Source organism: Desulfosporosinus meridiei DSM 13257, from assembly GCF_000231385.2.
GTDB lineage: Bacteria > Bacillota > Desulfitobacteriia > Desulfitobacteriales > Desulfitobacteriaceae > Desulfosporosinus > Desulfosporosinus meridiei.
The window spans coordinates 3,217,828-3,236,255 of sequence record NC_018515.1 but is presented as its reverse complement, the minus strand read 5'-3'; the positions used below and the strand labels follow the sequence as shown (position 1 = coordinate 3,236,255).

The 18,428-nt window shown below is 43.2% G+C and carries 17 protein-coding genes; all 17 read left to right on the top strand.

What is annotated here, in order from left to right; all coding sequences use genetic code 11:
• Positions 1–11 precede the first annotated feature (11 nt).
• The 17 genes from DESMER_RS14905 to DESMER_RS14825 all read left to right on the top strand — a co-directional run bounded on the left by DESMER_RS14905 (position 12) and on the right by DESMER_RS14825 (position 18,233).
• On the top strand, positions 12–980 hold the full coding sequence (locus tag DESMER_RS14905; protein ID WP_014903890.1) for a branched-chain amino acid ABC transporter permease: 969 nt from the start codon (positions 12–14) through the stop codon (positions 978–980).
• A 2-nt stretch (positions 981–982) separates the two neighbouring features.
• Entirely contained in the window at positions 983–1,765 is a 783-nt protein-coding gene (locus DESMER_RS14900; protein WP_014903889.1) for an ABC transporter ATP-binding protein, read from the top strand.
• A 14-nt stretch (positions 1,766–1,779) separates the two neighbouring features.
• Positions 1,780–2,487 carry an ABC transporter ATP-binding protein gene (locus tag DESMER_RS14895; RefSeq protein WP_014903888.1) on the top strand — a complete coding sequence of 236 codons (708 nt, stop codon included), beginning with the start codon at positions 1,780–1,782 and terminating at the stop codon, positions 2,485–2,487.
• 237 nt (positions 2,488–2,724) lie between these two features.
• Positions 2,725–3,030, top strand: coding sequence for a (2Fe-2S)-binding protein (locus tag DESMER_RS14890; RefSeq protein WP_014903887.1), 306 nt, complete (start codon positions 2,725–2,727; stop codon positions 3,028–3,030).
• The gene (locus DESMER_RS14885; RefSeq protein WP_014903886.1) at positions 3,027–4,121 is read left to right on the top strand and encodes an NAD(P)/FAD-dependent oxidoreductase; all 1,095 of its coding nucleotides are present in this window, start codon (positions 3,027–3,029) and stop codon (positions 4,119–4,121) included. Before DESMER_RS14890 ends, DESMER_RS14885 begins: the two co-directional genes overlap by 4 nt.
• A complete protein-coding gene (locus DESMER_RS14880) occupies positions 4,115–4,618 on the top strand; it encodes a 4Fe-4S dicluster domain-containing protein (RefSeq protein ID WP_014903885.1) in 504 nt (167 codons plus the stop codon). Before DESMER_RS14885 ends, DESMER_RS14880 begins: the two co-directional genes overlap by 7 nt.
• A complete protein-coding gene (locus tag DESMER_RS14875; protein ID WP_014903884.1) occupies positions 4,608–4,877 on the top strand; it encodes a (2Fe-2S)-binding protein in 270 nt (89 codons plus the stop codon). Before DESMER_RS14880 ends, DESMER_RS14875 begins: the two co-directional genes overlap by 11 nt.
• A 1-nt stretch (position 4,878) precedes the next feature.
• Positions 4,879–6,027, top strand: coding sequence for an NAD(P)/FAD-dependent oxidoreductase (locus tag DESMER_RS14870; protein WP_014903883.1), 1,149 nt, complete (start codon positions 4,879–4,881; stop codon positions 6,025–6,027).
• 83 nt (positions 6,028–6,110) lie between these two features.
• On the top strand, positions 6,111–7,742 hold the full coding sequence (gene pruA / locus DESMER_RS14865) for an L-glutamate gamma-semialdehyde dehydrogenase (protein WP_014903882.1): 1,632 nt from the start codon (positions 6,111–6,113) through the stop codon (positions 7,740–7,742).
• A 297-nt stretch (positions 7,743–8,039) separates the two neighbouring features.
• On the top strand, positions 8,040–8,951 hold the full coding sequence (locus DESMER_RS14860) for a glycyl-radical enzyme activating protein (protein WP_052314848.1): 912 nt from the start codon (positions 8,040–8,042) through the stop codon (positions 8,949–8,951).
• A gap of 38 nt (positions 8,952–8,989) precedes the next feature.
• Positions 8,990–11,347 carry a trans-4-hydroxy-L-proline dehydratase gene (gene hypD / locus DESMER_RS14855; RefSeq protein WP_014903880.1) on the top strand — a complete coding sequence of 786 codons (2,358 nt, stop codon included), beginning with the start codon at positions 8,990–8,992 and terminating at the stop codon, positions 11,345–11,347.
• Between the two features lie 272 nt (positions 11,348–11,619).
• Entirely contained in the window at positions 11,620–12,861 is a 1,242-nt protein-coding gene (locus DESMER_RS14850; RefSeq protein WP_014903879.1) for a polysaccharide deacetylase family protein, read from the top strand.
• A gap of 99 nt (positions 12,862–12,960) precedes the next feature.
• Positions 12,961–13,659, top strand: a complete 699-nt coding sequence (locus DESMER_RS14845) for a response regulator transcription factor (protein WP_014903878.1) — start codon at positions 12,961–12,963, stop codon at positions 13,657–13,659.
• A 1-nt stretch (position 13,660) separates the two neighbouring features.
• A complete protein-coding gene (locus DESMER_RS14840) occupies positions 13,661–15,064 on the top strand; it encodes a sensor histidine kinase (protein WP_014903877.1) in 1,404 nt (467 codons plus the stop codon).
• Positions 15,048–16,538, top strand: coding sequence for a hypothetical protein (locus tag DESMER_RS14835; RefSeq protein ID WP_014903876.1), 1,491 nt, complete (start codon positions 15,048–15,050; stop codon positions 16,536–16,538). The genes DESMER_RS14840 and DESMER_RS14835 overlap by 17 nt, the downstream gene beginning before the upstream one ends.
• Positions 16,539–16,668: 130 nt before the next feature.
• Positions 16,669–17,733, top strand: a complete 1,065-nt coding sequence (locus tag DESMER_RS14830; protein WP_014903875.1) for a DUF2157 domain-containing protein — start codon at positions 16,669–16,671, stop codon at positions 17,731–17,733.
• The gene (locus DESMER_RS14825; protein WP_014903874.1) at positions 17,730–18,233 is read left to right on the top strand and encodes a GDYXXLXY domain-containing protein; all 504 of its coding nucleotides are present in this window, start codon (positions 17,730–17,732) and stop codon (positions 18,231–18,233) included. Before DESMER_RS14830 ends, DESMER_RS14825 begins: the two co-directional genes overlap by 4 nt.
• The last annotated feature ends 195 nt before the right edge of the window (positions 18,234–18,428 follow it).

Sequence of the window (18,428 nt, the reverse complement as noted above, 5' to 3'; positions counted from 1 at the left end):
AGGGGATGGCAATGAAAAAATTATTGGATAATTGGTTAATACAATTTTTGCTGTTCCTTTGTGTGCTCGGCTTAACTGCTTTTATTACAGATGCTATTGGAAATGTTCTGCCACCCTATTTATTAATGATTGGTTTATTTATTGGTATCAATTTAATCATGGCCCTGGGTCTAAATCTTATCACCGGAGTAACGGGTCAGTTATCCCTCGGTCATGCTGCCTTTATGAGTATCGGAGCTTATGCTTCAGCAATTGCTACTGTAAATTATCACGTTCCCTTTCTAGGCGGAGTATTAATCGGCGGACTGGTGGCTTGCCTCTTTGGTATCGTTATTGGCTTTCCCACTTTGCGCTTAACAGGGGATTATCTGGCTATAGCTACGCTTGGCTTTGCAGAAATAGTTCGTGTTCAGTTTACTAATATGAAGATTACCAATGGGGCAATTGGCTTTCTGGGAATTCAGGGATCAACAACCTTTCCCATCGTTATGACGATTGCTGTAATTACTCTAGTACTCATGGTCTGGCTGGAAAACTCTCGTAATGGCCGGGCTATGTTAGCCATTCGGGAAGATGAGATTGCTTCATCGGCTGTAGGTATCAATACTACCTTGTATAAAATTCAGGCCTTTGCCATTGGAGCTTTTTGCGCAGGGGTGGGGGGCGCTTTGTTTGCCCACACAACTACCTTTATTCAACCTACGGATTTTGGCTTTATGAAGTCAGTTGATATTCTTAGTATTGTTGTTCTAGGTGGTTTGGGAAGTATCCCCGGAACAATTATTGGTGCTATCGTCCTTACAGCGGCACCTGAAATCTTAAGGCCTCTGGCCAATTACAGAATGATGGTTTACGGAGTATTGTTGGTCATTATCATGATCTTCCGTCCTTATGGTTTATTGGGCGGAGTAAACCTAAGGCAGGCCGTTCGTCGTGCATTTATGTTGACTAAGAAAAAACAGGCCGGACGGGAGGAATAAGGGTGAGCTTATTAACTTTGGACAACGTGACCATCCGCTTTGGAGGTCTGACTGCAGTTGATACTGTAAACCTCGAAGTAAAGCAGGGTGAAATACTGGCTTTAATTGGTCCTAATGGAGCAGGAAAAAGTACGGTATTTAACCTGATTACCAGTATATATCAGCCTACAGAAGGGAAGATTTCCCTTGATGGCAAAGCTCTAACTGGAATTCCTACCCATAAGATTGCCGATATGGGAATTACCAGGACCTTTCAAACAATACGGCTATTTCCTGAACTATCTGTCTTGGATAATGTTAAGATAGGTGCTCACTGCCGAGGGAAGGCCGGTTTATTTCATGCCTTTACTAGGCTGCCAAGTATGAAACGGGAAGAAGCTGAAATGGAAGAAAATGCGATTAAAGCCTTGGAATTCCTGGATTTGGCGGCAAAGAGAGAGGACATGGCTAAAAATCTCTCTTATGGGGAGCAAAGGAGATTAGAGATTGCCAGAGCCTTAGTTTCTAAACCGAAGATTCTCCTCTTAGATGAGCCTGCAGCCGGTATGAACCCTCAAGAAAAAGTCGTATTAATGGAAATGATTCGTAGAATCCGGGATACGGGAATCACAATATTTCTGGTTGAGCATGATATGAAGCTGGTCATGGGTATTTCAGAGAGAATTGCCGTGCTGGACTACGGTAAATTGATTGCTAAGGGTACGCCTCTTGAAGTTCGAAGCAACAAAGCTGTTATCGAAGCTTACTTGGGCTCCGGTGAATTTAAAAGCAGAATTCGGCGCTAGGGAGGGTAACCAAGATGTTGAAGTTAGAAAATATCAGCGTAAGCTATGGCTCAATTAAAGCGTTGCATAACATTTCCTTGGAAGTAAAAAGTGGCGAGATCGTTGCCTTGATTGGTGCAAATGGAGCTGGGAAGAGTACAACCCTGCGGACAATCTCGGGACTTGAAAAACCAGCTAATAAAGATAGTAAGATAACCTTTAAGGATGTGCAGATTCAAGGAGCTCTCCCTCATAAGATTGTAGAGATGGGGCTGTCTCATGTACCGGAAGGACGCCGTGTATTCCCTGATATGTCTGTCTATGAGAACCTCCTGATGGGTGCTCATATTCGGAAGGGTAAGCCTGACCAAGGAGATTTTGACAGAGTATACCATCATTTTCCTAGGTTAAAGGAGAGAATCAAGCAGCTAGCCGGCACCTTATCCGGGGGAGAACAACAAATGTTGGCCATGGGAAGAGCCTTAATGGCTCGGCCGGACTTACTCTTACTTGATGAACCAAGTATGGGACTGGCACCAATGCTGGTAGAAGAGATTTTTCATATTATTGAAGATATCAATGTGGCAGGAACAACAATTCTCTTAGTAGAGCAGAATGCTCACTTAGCTCTAGAGATCTCCAATCGGGCCTATGTATTAGAGACAGGGGAAATAGTCCTGGAAGGTCTAGCCCGAGATCTGGCCGAAAATGAGGATATTCGTAAAGCGTATCTTGGAGAATAGCTGAGCAAGAATATTGGCTTACTGGAGTTCCTTTTTCTGATCTTCAGGTTTCATTATGAAGCCTAAGGGATTGGAAAGAGGAACTCTATTTGTTATTGCCTAAATAGCAAAAAGTTGCTCGAACTGTATACTTGTCACTTGCCCTTAATTAATCAAATCTATGGCATGGGAATTGCATATTGTTATGACAGGAAAAAATTCTTTGCAACGATTTATTTACTGGGGGAGTGAGTTTTAATGCGCATCACAGAGCATCCAATTTTAGAATTCCGGCGCGGAGAAGAAATCTCTTTCTTCTACAATGGGCAGGAACTTAAGGGCTTTGAGGGTGAAACTATTGCTGCTGCACTTCACGCAGCAGGAGTTAAAGTTTTGGGCCACAGTCATACCATGCACAGGCCCCGTGGTCTCTTCTGTGCTATCGGAAATTGTTCTTCATGTCTTATGGTTGTCGATGGGGAACCGAATGTCAGAATCTGTGTTGAAAAGTTGATGGCAGGCATGAGGGTAGAAACTCAACAAGGAAAGGGGAGCCTAAAGTGAAAGAGATTGAGGTTCTTATTATTGGCGGTGGGCCGGCAGGTCTAAGTGCAGCCTCAGCCGCTGCAAATCTAGGTGCCAGTGTCCTTGTCCTGGAACGAGATGATTTGCCCGGTGGTCAACTGGTAAAGCAGACTCATAAATTCTTCGGATCAAAGAAGCAATATGCCGGTGATCGGGGTTTCCAGATCGGGAGTTTACTTATTGAACAATGTAAGACTAGTTCCAGGGTCGAAGTCTGGACTAACACTACGGCTCTTGGAATCTATGAAGATGGTGTAGTAACTGCAGAATCTCAGGATGAGCACGTAAAGATCAAACCTAAGAAAATAATTGTTGCTACCGGGGCATCTGAAAAGATGATTGCTTTCCCTAATAATGATCTCCCAGGTATTTATGGAGCGGGCGCGGTACAAACCCTGATGAATGTGCATGGTATTGTTCCCGGTCAACGGGTACTGATGATTGGTGCCGGCAATATTGGCCTGATTGTCTCTTACCAGTTAATGCAAGCTGGAGTTGAGATCGCTGCTATTATTGAAGCTGCTCCTACTATAGGTGGATATCTGGTTCATGCTTCTAAGATTCGCCGGGCCGGGGTGCCCATTTTGACTTCCCACACAATCACTGAAGCTTATGGCCAAGAAAGCGTTGAAGGTGCTGTCATCTGTAAGCTTGACGAGAACTGGCAACCCATACAAGGAACTGAACAAGACCTTAAAGTAGATGTAATCTGTTTAGCTGTTGGGTTGAGCCCCTTAACTGAGCTATGCTTTCAAGCGGATTGCCGAATGAAATATGTGCCGGAGCTTTCCGGACATGTGCCTATTAGGAATGAATACTTAGAAACCACTCGACCAGGGCTTTATGTTGCCGGGGATGTAAGCGGAGTAGAGGAAGCAAGTTCGGCTATGGTAGAAGGTCGCTTAGCCGGCGTCAGTGCTGCCTATAGTTTAGGATATGGTAATGATGCGGCGCCAAAGCTTCAAGAAGAAGCTCTTGCCGAGTTGAATGAACTTCGTTCCGGCCCGGCAGGACATAAGACAATGACAGGGATTATGAAACTGATGGACAAGGGGGAAGCAATATGTTAAATAAGACCGGAATTCCAACTGCAGAAGATGTCAAAAAGGTTTCCCCTTCCCCAGACAGGCTGAAAAAAGGTCCCGTAGCCGTCATTGAATGCTTCCAAGAGATTCCCTGTAACCCTTGTACAGAGGCTTGCAAACAAGGTGCCATTCAGCCCATGGAGGATATCAATAACCTGCCAAAACTTGATTTTGACAAATGTAACGGCTGCGGTGTCTGCTTAAGTCGTTGCCCGGGGTTAGCTATTTTTATTGTGGATGGCTCTTATAGTGATACAGAGGCCGTTGTCAGAATTCCTTATGAATACTTGCCGGTGCCCCAGGTTGGCGATAAAGTTACCGGGTTAAACCGTTCCGGTGAGGAACTTGGTGTCTTTGAAATAATTAAAGTTCAATCAGGTGGTCAAAAAAACAAAACCTACACTCTGTGGCTAGTTGTACCTCAAGATCTGGCCATGGATGTGCGCAGTATTCGTTTAGGAGGGTTAAGACATGCAATCTAAAGAGACGATTGTCTGCCGATGTGAAGATATCACCCTTGATGAAATAAAAACCTTAGTAGAGCAAGGTTACCGTACGATTGATGAAATTAAACGCGTAATTCGCGCAGGTATGGGCCCTTGCCAGGGACGTACTTGTCGAATGCTGATTGCTCAGGAATTGGCGAAATATTACAAAGTGCCCGTGGGGGAAGTTTTAATGCCTACCTTTCGGCCTACTGTGAAACCGGTGAAACTAGGAACCTTTGCGAGGGGTGAATAAATTGCAAAAAAGTGCTAACGTGGTGATTATTGGGGGCGGGATTATTGGCTGCTCCGTGGCCTACGAATTGGCTATCCGTGGAGTAAAGGACGTTGTCGTGATTGAAAAGAACTACCTTTCCTCCGGAGCAACGGGACGTTGCGGTGCTGGTGTTCGTCAACAATGGGGGACAGAAACCAATGCTATTTTAGCCCGAGATAGTGTAAAACGATTTGAGGGTATGAATGAAGAGCTGGAATATGACAAAGACATTGAATTCAAGCAAGGCGGCTACTTAATGGTCTCCTATACCTCAGAGGAATGGAATCAATACAAAAAAAATGTGGCTGTACAACATAGTCTGGGAATTCCCACCAAAATGATAACTCCTCAAGAAGCTCTGGAAATCGTCCCCCATTTAAACCTTAAGGGCTTAATCGGGGCTACCTTCTGCCAATCAGATGGTCATGCGAACCCTTTTCATGTTGTAGATGCTTATTATAAAGCTGCCAAACGGCTGGGAGTAAAATTTGAGACTTATACAACCGTCACCGGGATTACTCGGGACAAGGGAAAAGTGACTTCTGTGCAGACTACTAGAGGAGATATTAATACTTCTTTGGTGATTAATGCCTGTGGTTATGCAGCGGGGACTATCTGCAAAATGGTTGATTTTGATTTACCCCTTTATCCCCAGCGGCATCAGGCACTGGTCACAGAACCTGTAGAGCCTTGTCAAGGGCCGATGGTCATTTCGCTTCACTATCGTCTATACTGTCAACAAACTCCTCACGGCAGTTTTATTATGGGAGTAGGAGATCCCAATGAACCTAAAGACTTTAATATAAATTCCAGCTGGGAGTTTCTAGAGGATGTGGCTCGTCAGGCTACTACGGTATTACCCTTATTGAAGAACCTGCGAGTTGTTCGTCAGTGGTCAGGTCTCTATGATATGAGCCCTGATGCCAATCCGATTTTAGATAAAGTTCCGGGGGCTGAAGGAATGTGGGTAGCTGCCGGGTTCAGTGGACATGGTTTCATGGTTGCCCCTCAAACTGCTGTTCTTTTAGTCCAGAAGATACTGGAACAGGAATGCTTTATGCCCATTGAACGTTTTAGTCTGAATCGCTTCAGCGGGGGAAACCTCGTGCTTGAATCGGCAGTGGTCTAAGGGTGTTGGGGGAAAGATCTTTTTATTACATTTTACTGGTAAGAGTTAGTAGTGTTTCTTAAGAATTAAGAGGGGGAATTTTGATGAATAACGCCTATTTTCAAATTAAACTTCCGGAGAATGAACCGATCAAAGAATATCTGCCGGGTTCCCCGGAACGAATTGCCTTAAAGGCAGAGCTGGAGAGACAATTAGTCAACCCGATTGAAGTACCGATAATTATTGGCGGGAAAGAGATCCGTACGGGGAATAAAGAAAAAATGATTTGCCCGCATGATCATCAAAAAGTACTGGGCGAATACTATGTGGCCGGTGAAAAAGAACTCTTAATGGCCATTGAAGCAGCTGAAGCAGCCAAAGCAGAATGGGAGAATATGCCCTGGGAACATAGGGCTACAATTTTCTTAAAGGCTGCAGACTTACTGACCGGAAAATACAGAGCAAAAATGTCAGCTTCTTGTATGCTAGGACAAAGCAAAAATGCCTTTCAAGCGGAAATTGATGTTATCTGTGAATTAGCGGATTTCCTACGCTTCAATACCTACTACGTTCAAGAGATCTACAAACAGCAGCCGAACAACTCAAGTGGAATTTGGAACCGAGTAGAGTATCGGGCTCTGGATGGTTTTGTTGCAGCAATCACGCCCTTTAACTTTACAGCCATTGGTGGCAACCTGGCTACTTGCCCTGCTATGGCGGGGAATACAGTGTTATGGAAACCTTCATCAACATCCGTACTCTCCAATTACTATGTCATGCAAATCCTGATTGAAGCAGGGTTACCTGCCGGCGTGATCAACTTTGTTCCCTGCCGAGGAGTTGATTTTGGTAAGGTAGTGGTTAATCATCCGAAGATGGCCGGCTTCCACTTCACAGGCTCTACGGATGTATTTAATCAGATTTGGAATCAGGTCGGTGGAAATATCAGCAACTATGTAACCTATCCACGATTAGTAGGAGAGACCGGTGGTAAAGACTTTATCTTTGCCCATGAATCAGCAGATGTTGAAGCTCTTACTTGCTCAATCATTCTGGGGGCCTTCGAATATCAAGGACAAAAGTGTTCTGCTGCCTCCCGGGCCTACATTCCGGAAAGTCTTTGGGGTGATGTCAAGAAACGTCTTGAAGAAGAGATAGGCAAGCTGAAAATGGGAGATGTCCGTGATTTTACGAATCTAGTCAACGCGGTTATCGATCACAAGTCCTTTAACAACATAAAAGGGTATCTCGATTACGTCAAAGAATCCAGTGATGCAGAAATCATCATAGGTGGCAAATGCGATGACAGTGTGGGATATTTTGTTGAGCCAACGATTATTTTGGCTAAAACCCCAAAATTCAAGACCATGGTAGAAGAAATCTTTGGACCGGTTTTAACCATATATGTCTATCCCAATGACCAATTAGATGAGACCTTAGAGTTATGTGACACCTCAACCAGCTATGCTTTGACGGGTTCGATCTTTGCCAAGGACAGAGCTGCTATTATCAAGATGTCCAGGGCCTTAGATCACGCAGCAGGGAATTTCTATATTAACGATAAACCCACTGGTGCAGTTGTCGGGCAACAACCCTTCGGAGGAAGTCGTGGTTCAGGAACCAATGATAAAGCAGGCAGTGCCATAAATCTATATCGTTGGATGAGTCAACGCACTATTAAAGAGACATTTGTTCCCCGGACAGTTGTTAGCTATCCTTACATGAAGGAAAATTAAATTAAGAGCATCAAAATTGATAAGAAAGAAGGATCTGTAAATGACTGAAGTTACAGATCCTTCTTGGCTTTTAGGGATGTTTTTAAGTCAGGTTATCAAGGGATAAGATTTCAGGATCGAGGTTCAATTATTTGTTTCAGTTGTGCTTGTCTCAGTTTGGAGTGAATTTGCCAAGACCATCTTTCTAATCAGGAACCGTTAAGGGTGAAAGTAGAGTTAGTTGAGAGGAACTAAGTGGCCGATGTAGAATATTAAACAAGTCTAATTCAATAACATTAAGTTTCTAGGTAGGAGTGTATGAATTTGCACAAGGGCAGAATCTTTAATATTATGAAGTACTCCATCCACGATGGCCCGGGCATCAGAACCACAATTTTTTTAAAGGGATGTACCCTTCAGTGTCAGTGGTGTCATAATCCTGAAGGGCAAAGATTTGATCAGGAGTTAATCTATCGACCGGACAAGTGTATCGGCTGTGGGCAATGCTTAAGTATCTGCCTCAACAAAGCTGTTGAAAATATTGAAGGCCAGTTACACTATCTCAAAGATAAGTGTCTGGCCTGTGGAGAATGTTGCAGTGTTTGTCACACTGGGGCAAGGGAACTCGCTGGCAAAGCAATGTCCCTTCAAGATGTTATGACAGAAATCGAGAAAGATTTAATTTTCTATGATGAATCCGGGGGAGGTGTGACCTTTTCCGGTGGTGAAGCGTTGATGCAAGCTGACTTTCTGATGGAGATACTTAAAGAGTGTCGGAAGCAAGACATTCATACAGCAGTAGAAACAGCCGGATTCGTAAAAAATGAGACTATGAAGGATATTAGTCCTTACGTGGATCTCTTTCTTTACGATTTAAAACTGATGGACAGCAGCAAGCATCAGAATTTTACCGGGGTTCCCAACGAACTGATTTTAAACAATCTGCGTTGGTTAAGCGAGAATCATCCACAAGTAATTGTTCGTGTCGCAATCATTCCCGGAATCAATGACGATGAAGATAATCTTCAACAAATCGGGAAATTGGTTTCAGGGCTAAAAGGTGTCAAGGAAATTCATTGTTTACCCTACCATAAGGCGGGGGTAGATAAGTATCAGAGACTTGGACGGGAGTATTGCCTGTCAGGTCTCAATTCTCCCAATGATGAAAGGATGTCTGAAATTGCTCAGAAGTTGGAGCATTTTGGGCTAACTGTGAAAATTGGGGGATGAATGATCATAAACTCATTTAGAAGAGAGAGGGTCAAAGCATGAATCTAAGAGTGAAAAAGCTAAGAGAACAAAGCTTAGAAACTGAAGCATTTATTTCTGCTGAAAGAGCAGAGTTACTGACTGAATACTATCGTTCCGCTGGGAAGACTTCTCTACCTGTCCAGCGTGCCCTAGCATTCAAATATTTGTTGGAGAATAAGGAGATTTGTATTAATGAAGATGAGTTAATCGTCGGAGAAAGAGGGCCGGCGCCTAAGGCTACATATACATATCCTGAACTCTGCTGTCATAGCTTGGAGGATCTGGATATTCTGGATTCCCGGCCAAAAATATCCTTTAAAGTCAGTCCGGAAGTTCGAAAAGCCTATGAAGAGCGGATCATCCCTTATTGGCAAAATAACTCTATGCGAGATCTGATTTTTGCAGAAATGTCTGAGGATTGGAAGGCTTCGTATGATGCCGGGATATTCACAGAGTTTATGGAGCAAAGAGCTCCAGGTCACACAGTACTTGATGATAAAATCTATCACTTAGGATTTCGGGATTTTATCGCTAAGATAGAAGCCCATTTGAACAGGCTGGATTTCTTAAATGATACTGAAGCATACAATAAGCAGGAAGAACTTAAAGCCATGCGAATCTGTGCTCAGGCTATTATCCGCTTTGCAGAGCGACACGCGGAAAAAGCACAGGAATTGGCCGGCAGAGAGACGAACCCCTTGCGAAAAAAAGAGTTAGAGAGAATCGCTGAAATTTGCTCCCAAGTACCAGCCAATGCTCCACGGGATTTCTGGGAAGCTTTGCAAGCCTATTGGTTTGTCCATTTAGGTGTTATCACAGAACTTAATACCTGGGATGCTTTTAGTCCGGGACGGTTGGATCAACATTTATTTCCCTTCTACCAAAAAGGTATTGCTGAAGGGACTTTGGATGAGGAACAGGCTCGGGAACTGCTTCAATGCTTTTGGGTAAAGTTTAACAATCAACCGGCTCCTCCCAAGGTAGGAGTTACTGCGGCGGAAAGTGGAACCTATACGGATTTTGCCAATATCAACAGCGGGGGTCTTAAAGCTGATGGATCAAATGGTGTCAACGATGTGACCTATCTGGTTTTGGATGTTATCGATGAAATGCGCCTCTTACAACCCAGCTCGAACATTCAGTTAAGTAAGAAGAACCCGGATCGTTTCTTGAAGAGGGCGGCTCGAATTATCCGCAAAGGTTGGGGTCAACCTTCAGTGTTCAATGCCGATACTGTGGTTGAAGAACTTTTACGCCAGGGTAAACTAATTGAGGATGCCCGACAAGGTGGAACAAGCGGCTGTGTGGAGACTGGGGCCTTTGGCAAAGAAAGCTATATTCTTACTGGGTATTTCAATTTACCTAAAATCTTTGAATTAGTCTTGCATAATGGGTTAGATCCGAGAAGCGGTCAACAGCTGGGTGTAGAAACGGGTGATCCTAGATTTTTCAAGGGATTTGAAGAGCTATTCGATGCTTTTAAGAAGCAGCTGCATTACTTTATGGACATTAAGATCAAGGGAAGTAATCTTATTGAACGACTTTATGCCACTTATATGCCGTCGCCCTTTCTTTCCCTGTTAATTGATGATTGTATAGCCAAGGGAAAGGATTATAATGATGGGGGTGCTCGCTATAATACCAACTATGTACAGGGAGTGGGCTTAGGGAGTTTGACAGATATCTTAGCCGGGATAAAATATCATGTCTACGACCAAAAGAATCTCAGCATGGATCAGCTGCTCTATGCGCTTAACGCCAATTTCTTAGGACATGAGGCTGTTCGGCAGCTTCTGGTTAACAAGACCCCTCACTTTGGCAATGATCAAGACTATGCGGATGATGTAATGGTGGATATTTTTAATGCCTACTATAGTGAAGTTAATGGCAGGCCCAATACCAAGGGGGGCTTTTATCGGATTAATATGCTGCCGACCACTTGCCATGTGTATTTTGGTTCGGTAATTGGCGCTTCTGCGGAAGGACGCAGATCTGGGGAACCTCTTTCGGAAGGGATCTCGCCTGTTCAGGGAATGGATCTGATGGGCCCCACGGCGGTGATAAAATCCGCGGCCAAACTGGATCATGCTCGAACCGGAGGTACCCTGTTAAACCTGAAGTTCACTCCTCAGGTTCTTGAGGGGGAAGAGGGGCTGGACAAACTTGCTCAGTTGGTGCGTTCGTATTTCAAATTAGGCGGTCATCATATCCAATTTAATGTAGTCAGTGCTAAGACCTTGCGGGCTGCCCAAGCTGAACCGGAAAAATACCGGGATCTGATTGTCCGGGTGGCTGGGTACAGTGATTATTTCTGCGATTTGAGCGAGGCTTTGCAGGAAGAGATTATTACCCGCACAGAACACACGGCATTTTAGTTGAGAACTCGGTTAATTAGTTCCTACAGCCATTGGCATCGCAGTTTTTTGTAAAAACTTATAATTTCTTCAGTCCAATCTAACAATACAATCCCTTACGCCGGTTTCCATTAAAATAATGAAACCGGCGTTTTGTTTTGCCGTAACTATTTCGTAACTATTATTAATTTCTTTGTAACTAACCCTAGAGTTATTTAGTGTATTGTAAAAGCATAGCGAATAAACGGTTTTATTAAGCTGGGGACAAGAGGTAGAGAGAGGAAGAGCGAACTATGTCCAAAATGAAAATTATTGGAAGCATCACGTTTATGACTTGCTTTTTGACCTTTAGTTTTATCTGGCTGGGAGGATTTCCCAGCTGGAGTAAAGCCACTCAATCAGTGGCTCGTCATTACGATACCCAAGAACTGAATCAAGTCAATCCAACTTCGTCAGCGGATTCAATTGATAACAATAATTCTAAGCCTTCACCCGCGTCCCCCGCTTTGGTTTCTGAAATTTCAGCGCAAAAGGACTATCCTGATGAATCAACTCTGTCCCAACCAAAGGATAATCCCCCTGAAGAGAAACTTTCTCAACCCGAGCAAAGTGATCCTCCTTTATCTGAGCCTGACCTGGGAAAGCAAGAGCCTGAGATGTCGCCTGCAGAATCTCAAGTTCCTGCAGCCTCTTCAGGATCGTCAATAGAGCAGCCTATCAAATCTGAATCTATATCAGAATCAGAATTAAATCCGAACGAAACCATTGCAGGCACAGTTAAAGATGAATTATCTCCATCTCCCCAACCCGGCCCGCCAGATACTCCGGTTCATCCCTACTACGATGTACTGGGTAACCCGCCGACTGCTCCTGGATTGGCTATGCGCCAACGGGAATTTATGCCTGAGAAGGGAAAAGTGGCTTATTTGACCTTTGACGATGGCCCTTACCCCAGTTCAACCCCCAAAATTTTGGAGATTTTAGCTGAGGAAAATGTTAAAGCGACCTTTTTTGCTATCGGCAAGCAAGTGGAACGCTATCCTGATTTGCTGAAGGCTGAGCATGAGCAAGGTCATGGGATAGGCAACCATACTTATTCTCATAACATGAAAGAAATCTATAAGACTCCCAAGGATTTTCTGACTGATGTGAAGAAGGCTGAGGAAATAATCTATCAGACCATAGGTATTCGTCCACAATTAATTCGTGCTCCGGGAGGCACAATAGGGCATTTCAATATAAGCTATTTCAATGCTGTAGATGCAGAGGGTTATTTGATGGAGGACTGGAATGTTGATCCGGGGGACTCAAACGCCCAACAAGTCCCTAAAAATCAGTTAGTTCAGCTTGTCGAGGAGCAAATCCAAGGAAAAACACGAGTAGTAGTTCTTTTGCATGATCTTGTTGGTAAGGACACAACCATTGAGGCTTTACCAGAGATTATTAGGATGTTGAGAAAGCAAGGGTTTTCCTTCGCAGTGTTAAGTCCTAAGGTTATGCCAATAATCTTCCCCGGAGGTTTACAGAAGAATTAATTTACCTCGGGTTCAAAAAAAGCGCTTATTCAAAGGCAAATAGTTTAAAATAGATGTGCGGGATCTTTATCCTGTAATAGTCGTACACGGAGTGGTTAGATGAAGGATGAAAAAGTAAAGGTATTAGTCGTAGAAGATGAGGAATCAATCCGACGTTTTATTACCCTTAACCTTAGCGCTGCGGGTTATTTAGTGGAGCACACTGCTTCCGGTGAGGAAGCTCTTAAGATGTTGAAAATCTTTGACCCCCAAGTAGTTGTACTCGATCTCATGCTTCCAGGTATCAGCGGACTGGAGGTCTGTCAAAAAATTCGCGAGACTATGCAAGAGACGTTTGTAATTATGCTGACTGCCAAGGGTCAGGATACGGATAAAATCCTGGGTTTAGAATTAGGCGCTGATGACTATATGGTGAAGCCCTTTAACCCTTTAGAATTGATAGCTCGGGTAAAGGCTATTTTGCGCAGAGGCCTTAGATATAAAGAGCCTAGAGAGATTTATAATTGTCGGGAATTACGCTTAAATATTACTGCCAACAAATTATTTAAGAATAAGCAGGAGATTGAGCTGACTCCTATTGAATTTGCACTCTTAAAAATATTCATGGAGAATCCGGGGAGGGCACTCAAACGGGAAGAAATGCTGAATACTGTTTGGGGTGATGATTACTTTGGGGATACTAAGACTTTGGATGTCCACATTAGGCGTTTGCGGGAAAAGATTGAGGACAACCCTTCCCAACCAGAATATATTAAGACAGTTTGGGGCTCGGGCTATCGATGGCAGCAGGACTCTTAAGATGAAAGGGATAAGAGCGAGGCTGACCGCTAATTTTATGATTATTATTATCATTACTGTGACAATTCTCGAGGTGCTCTTGATTTATACAGTTCGGCAAAACTATTATGGGAGTCTTGAAGGAAGTCTCACAAATCAGATTAAGATTTCGTCTGATTTATATGCCAAGTATTTCTCAGATACCTCCCTTCAGGAAAATGTACTCTACAATGTAGACGCTTTCTGGAACCAAAGTAATGCTGAAGTGGAAATCGTAGATCAAAATGGCAACATAGTTATGGACTCCTTGGGAGTAATCCCAGCGGGAAATGTGGCAGTTAATGATATCCAGGATGCCTTAAACGGAAAAATAGGAAAGTGGATAGGAAAACTGAATGGACAAAAGGTCATGGCAGTGTCCTACCCTTTAAAGTCTAATGATCAGATCGTGGGGGCTTTGCGCTTTATCACTTCCTTAAGTTCTGTAGATCAGGATATTAAAAATACTGCCTATATCTTTATTTCAATTGGCTTAGCTGTAATCTTTTTTGCCGGTTTGATTAGCATTTTCTTGGCTAATACCATTATCGATCCGTTGCAAGAAGTTACAGCAGCTGCTCAAGAGATGGCGGCGGGTAATTTTCAAGCACGCACTCAAAAAAAACGTGAGGATGAGATCGGCAAGCTATCTGATACGTTAAACTATATGGCGGATGAGATCGTGAAAAAGGAACAACTTAAAAATGATTTTGTCTCATCTGTTTCTCATGAACTGCGTACTCCTTTAACCTCAATTATGGGATGGGCTATTACTCTACAAAATGAACAGTTTCAACAGAAGGAGATGCTGGCAGATGGTTTGGGGATTATTGCCAAAGAGAGTGAGCGGCTTACTTTAATGGTTGATGAACTCTTGGATTTCTCGGAGTTTGTATCCAGCCGGGTAAAGCTGCAAAAAGAAGAAATCGATTTAACTGCTCTTATGGAACATATTCAAAAACAATTAACCCCTAGGGCAGTCAGAGAAGATATCAATTTTAACCTTCACTATTCTCCTAATCTCTCCAGTTTTTATTCGGATATTAATCGTTTAAAACAGGTGTTTATTAACATTTTAGATAACGCCTTTAATTTTACATCTGCCGGTGGACGGGTTGATTTCTCTGTCGTTATGCAAAAGGAAAATCTATTGTTTACCATAGCTGATACCGGCTGTGGAATAGCTCTTGAGGAGCTGCCTATGGTCAAAGAGAAGTTTTACAAGGGTAAAAGCTCTCGCTCGAAAAACGGAATAGGCCTGTCAATTTGTGAGGAGATCGTCAATCTAATGGGTGGAAATTTAGAGATTAGCAGTGTACTTAAGCAAGGGACAAAGGTGCTTATCACCTTGCCTAAAGAGGAGAAGGTCTATGCGAAGAGTGTATAAAATCTTACTTGTAATCTTTTTGCTTTTATCGTTAAGTGGGTGTGCTGATCTTTCTTGGACGACAGCGGGAAAAATTGTGCCTCCGGTTCACACTATTTGTCCCTTGGAGGGACAGTGGTTAGTCATCAAGGAGATGGAAACCGACGAAAAACCTGGAGAGGATAATCTAGGTTGGGAGGGCAAGAACATTCAATTATCAGGGAATATTGCCTTGCTAGGTGACTACGTCTGGAACCGCCCGGAATTCAAAATAAAGAGAGTTAATTCTACTAATTATTTAGTGACCAAATATCTCAACTTACCCAATGAGCTCATGCCGGAAAACAAAGATGTAGAAGTTATTACTGTATCCTCTGAAGAGAATTTTATTGGTGAATTCATGAGAATAGATGAGCAAAGGCTGATTGCCTTTGTTCAGAGTAACGTCTTGTACCTGAAGAAGATCTCGGATCAAGTAGAAAGTAATTTAGTATCTGTTGACCAGAATGACTTTATAGCGAACCAACAAAGCAATCCTGGGTCGTCGGGCGTCTTGTTAGGACTTAAACTGTCAAAGGAATCAAATACTGCCGATAATGGAGCAAAAGGTGAATTGACCTATCAGACTCTCTGGCTGGCCATTGATCATATGAAGCTGCATCCTATATTAAAAGGAAACAATGTTTTCTTCCCGCGCAACAGCGGCTTTTGGGAACTTCAGATCCGTTCGGGGCTGGATGAACTAAGCCTGGAAGAGAGGTTATCAGCTCATGATGTCTCGACAAAGATCTTAGATTCCCAACTTAAGACTATGATTAGCCGGGGAGAGACAAAGAAAAGCTCAGGCAGAAAGGTCATTGAGTATGTGGGAAATGACTTTGTCGTTGTAGAAAACAATTTGGGGGCGAATCATCTGCAGGTGCTGCCCGTGGATAAAATCTCAACCTCTGAGGGAATCAAGGTGTCTGACCTTTTGGGAGACAACGGATCTGCTGCCTATAGCAACGCACGGGCCCAAGCCCGTCGATCTCTCTATAAAAACCCAAATATTAAATCAATTGATGACCTGAGTGTCGAGCAGAACTTTGGACTGATTCGAAAAAATGGGCATTGGTATCTGAGAGGCAGAATTAATTATTATTTACAAAATTCCAGTGAGCCAAGTTATCTGGATTTTAATGTGAATGTGGTTCCCCCTGGGAAATTGATTATGTACGACACTCTCTGTCTGAGCTGGCAGTATATTAAAGACAGAGTTCCCGAGGCAGTTGATGCCTTTACATCCCCTAATCGGGATATGGCTCTGGTGGTGACCAAGACAAAGCTGTTAGTTTATTCAATCACTGATGGACAACTGGTTAGTGAGCCCTTGGCAAAAATTGACCTCCCGGCTGGGGCTTCCGTCATCATGGCTGAGTGGGCAACAGACTTTTATGTGGATAATTGGGAAAAGGCGTTTCTGGCCAATGGGGCTGAAGTGATGGAAGATGAATGATTATATGAGGAGCGAATAATATAAATTGTAAAATAATTATTAATAGATTATAATACTAATTAATAGACATTTCAGAAAGGTCGGTTGGCGTTTGGGATTATTTTAATTTGAGTAGAGGAGGGGGAAACTGATGAAACGGCAAATTACTAAAGCGAACTTCTCCTTAATCAGTAAGGAACTAGGTTACTTTGAAAGTTCGGGCTTAATCACAGAGGAACAAAGGCTTGGAATCTTAGAGACTTATGATGTCAAAAGCGGCCCAAACTTTATTCGAGTGGTAGTTACCATTGGTGCCATTTTAGTAGGACTGGGAATATTGAGTTTTATAGCCAGCAATTGGGATGGAATTACTCATTTTGTTAAGCTGCTAATTATCTTTGGGATTTTTTGTGGGGTAAACCTAGCGGGGTATCAGCTGACTGAGACCAATCCCAGAACCGGCAGGAGTTTAATCTACCTGGGCACACTTGTTTATGGAGCGGGTATCTTTCTGATTGGCCAGATGTACAATTTCGGAGGGGACTTTCCCACCGCGTTTTTGCTTTGGTCATTAGGTGTCCTGCCTATAGCCTTCCAGCAAAAGGATAAGTATTTAATGCTTTTTGCAAACTTGCTCTTTTTGGTCTATCTTTTCGGTTCCTTTGAACAAGGATTTCCTTATGCTGGCTGGCTGGGGGTTCCAATCGTGTATCTTGCTTTCTATTACTTTGATAAAGCCAGACAGTTGTTATTTGCAGCTAATTTGATAAGCTTAAGCTTTATTTTACGAATTGCCATAAGCTATGACCTAGATGGTTTATATGTAGCTATGCTCTTTTTCTGCCTAGGTCTAGTTATGTACGGAGTAAAGCGCACCTTTGAGCAGGATGTTTTCCGAGTTCAAGGTCATATCCTTTTTGGGGTAACCGGTGTAATTTTAACGATCCCTGAGCTATGGGATGTTTTGGTTAATGCCCAATCGACTCGTCTGGTAAGTATCCTCTTCGCCCTAGCTTTTGTGGCTCTGCTGTTTTTCTTAATCCGCAAGGGCAGTCTGATTAGTTTGGTCTTTATCTGTGTTACAATTTTCAGGTATTATACAGATACCTTTGCGTTTTTACCGAAATCCTTGTTTTTTATTGTAGGTGGTCTGCTCTTACTGGCTTTTGGTTTTTATTTTGAACGCATGAAAACAAAAGGGGGGACCTTGGCATGACCAAACGAAAAACTTTCATTATTGCTGTAGCGATCCCCCTGTTTATCCTCTTAGCTATGACTATTAAACCTCAAGCAACTCTTATCTTCGGGCAAGAGATTGTGTTGGAAACAAAGGCTTACGACCCGACAGATCTCTTTCGAGGAGACTATGTGGCCATTAACTTTGCAATATCTGATGTTCCAAAGTCTAAAGTTTCTCTACCAGTCGATAAGGTCTATAATAAAACCCTTTATGTCAACCTTAAACAAGAGGGCAGGTATTATGTGGTTGATCAGGTCAGTGAATCAAAACCCAAACAAGGAGTTTACCTGAAAGGCAAATTTCAGGGTTCCTTCAATGAGACTAATTCCTATCGTGTCGACTACAGCCTGGATAAGTATTTTGTGGAACAAGGGAGTGGTAAGGATCTTGAACTGGAATCCTTTAAGGGTGGGCTTGAGGGAAGGGTAAAGGTGCTCGGTGGCTATGGGGTTTTGACGGGAATTGCACCGCGTTAAAAAATGAATAATGACGAGAAAAAGGACTGCTGCCAAAGTGAACTAAGTTCATTTGGCAGCAGTCCTTTTCTACGGCAGGGGAAGTGAGTAGTACGGAAATAAGGTCGCTTGGGTCGGGGCGGCTTCGTCCACATCCGTTCACCCAGCATTCCGAGGCTCGCCTACTGGCTTGGGCGGGAGCTCCGCCAAACCTCA

What these genes read in the sequence shown, in the direction of transcription:
- DESMER_RS14860 (WP_052314848.1), top strand. Translation starts at nt 8,040, where the DNA reads ATGAATTTGCACAAGGGCAGAATCTTTAATATTATGAAGTACTCCATC.
- DESMER_RS14880 (WP_014903885.1), top strand. Translation starts at nt 4,115, where the DNA reads ATGTTAAATAAGACCGGAATTCCAACTGCAGAAGATGTCAAAAAGGTT.
- DESMER_RS14895 (WP_014903888.1), top strand. Translation starts at nt 1,780, where the DNA reads ATGTTGAAGTTAGAAAATATCAGCGTAAGCTATGGCTCAATTAAAGCG.
- DESMER_RS14835 (WP_014903876.1), top strand. Translation starts at nt 15,048, where the DNA reads ATGCGAAGAGTGTATAAAATCTTACTTGTAATCTTTTTGCTTTTATCG.
- DESMER_RS14850 (WP_014903879.1), top strand. Translation starts at nt 11,620, where the DNA reads ATGTCCAAAATGAAAATTATTGGAAGCATCACGTTTATGACTTGCTTT.
- hypD (WP_014903880.1), top strand. Translation starts at nt 8,990, where the DNA reads ATGAATCTAAGAGTGAAAAAGCTAAGAGAACAAAGCTTAGAAACTGAA.
- DESMER_RS14890 (WP_014903887.1), top strand. Translation starts at nt 2,725, where the DNA reads ATGCGCATCACAGAGCATCCAATTTTAGAATTCCGGCGCGGAGAAGAA.
- DESMER_RS14830 (WP_014903875.1), top strand. Translation starts at nt 16,669, where the DNA reads ATGAAACGGCAAATTACTAAAGCGAACTTCTCCTTAATCAGTAAGGAA.
- DESMER_RS14875 (WP_014903884.1), top strand. Translation starts at nt 4,608, where the DNA reads ATGCAATCTAAAGAGACGATTGTCTGCCGATGTGAAGATATCACCCTT.
- DESMER_RS14840 (WP_014903877.1), top strand. Translation starts at nt 13,661, where the DNA reads ATGAAAGGGATAAGAGCGAGGCTGACCGCTAATTTTATGATTATTATT.
- pruA (WP_014903882.1), top strand. Translation starts at nt 6,111, where the DNA reads ATGAATAACGCCTATTTTCAAATTAAACTTCCGGAGAATGAACCGATC.
- DESMER_RS14825 (WP_014903874.1), top strand. Translation starts at nt 17,730, where the DNA reads ATGACCAAACGAAAAACTTTCATTATTGCTGTAGCGATCCCCCTGTTT.
- DESMER_RS14905 (WP_014903890.1), top strand. Translation starts at nt 12, where the DNA reads ATGAAAAAATTATTGGATAATTGGTTAATACAATTTTTGCTGTTCCTT.
- DESMER_RS14845 (WP_014903878.1), top strand. Translation starts at nt 12,961, where the DNA reads ATGAAGGATGAAAAAGTAAAGGTATTAGTCGTAGAAGATGAGGAATCA.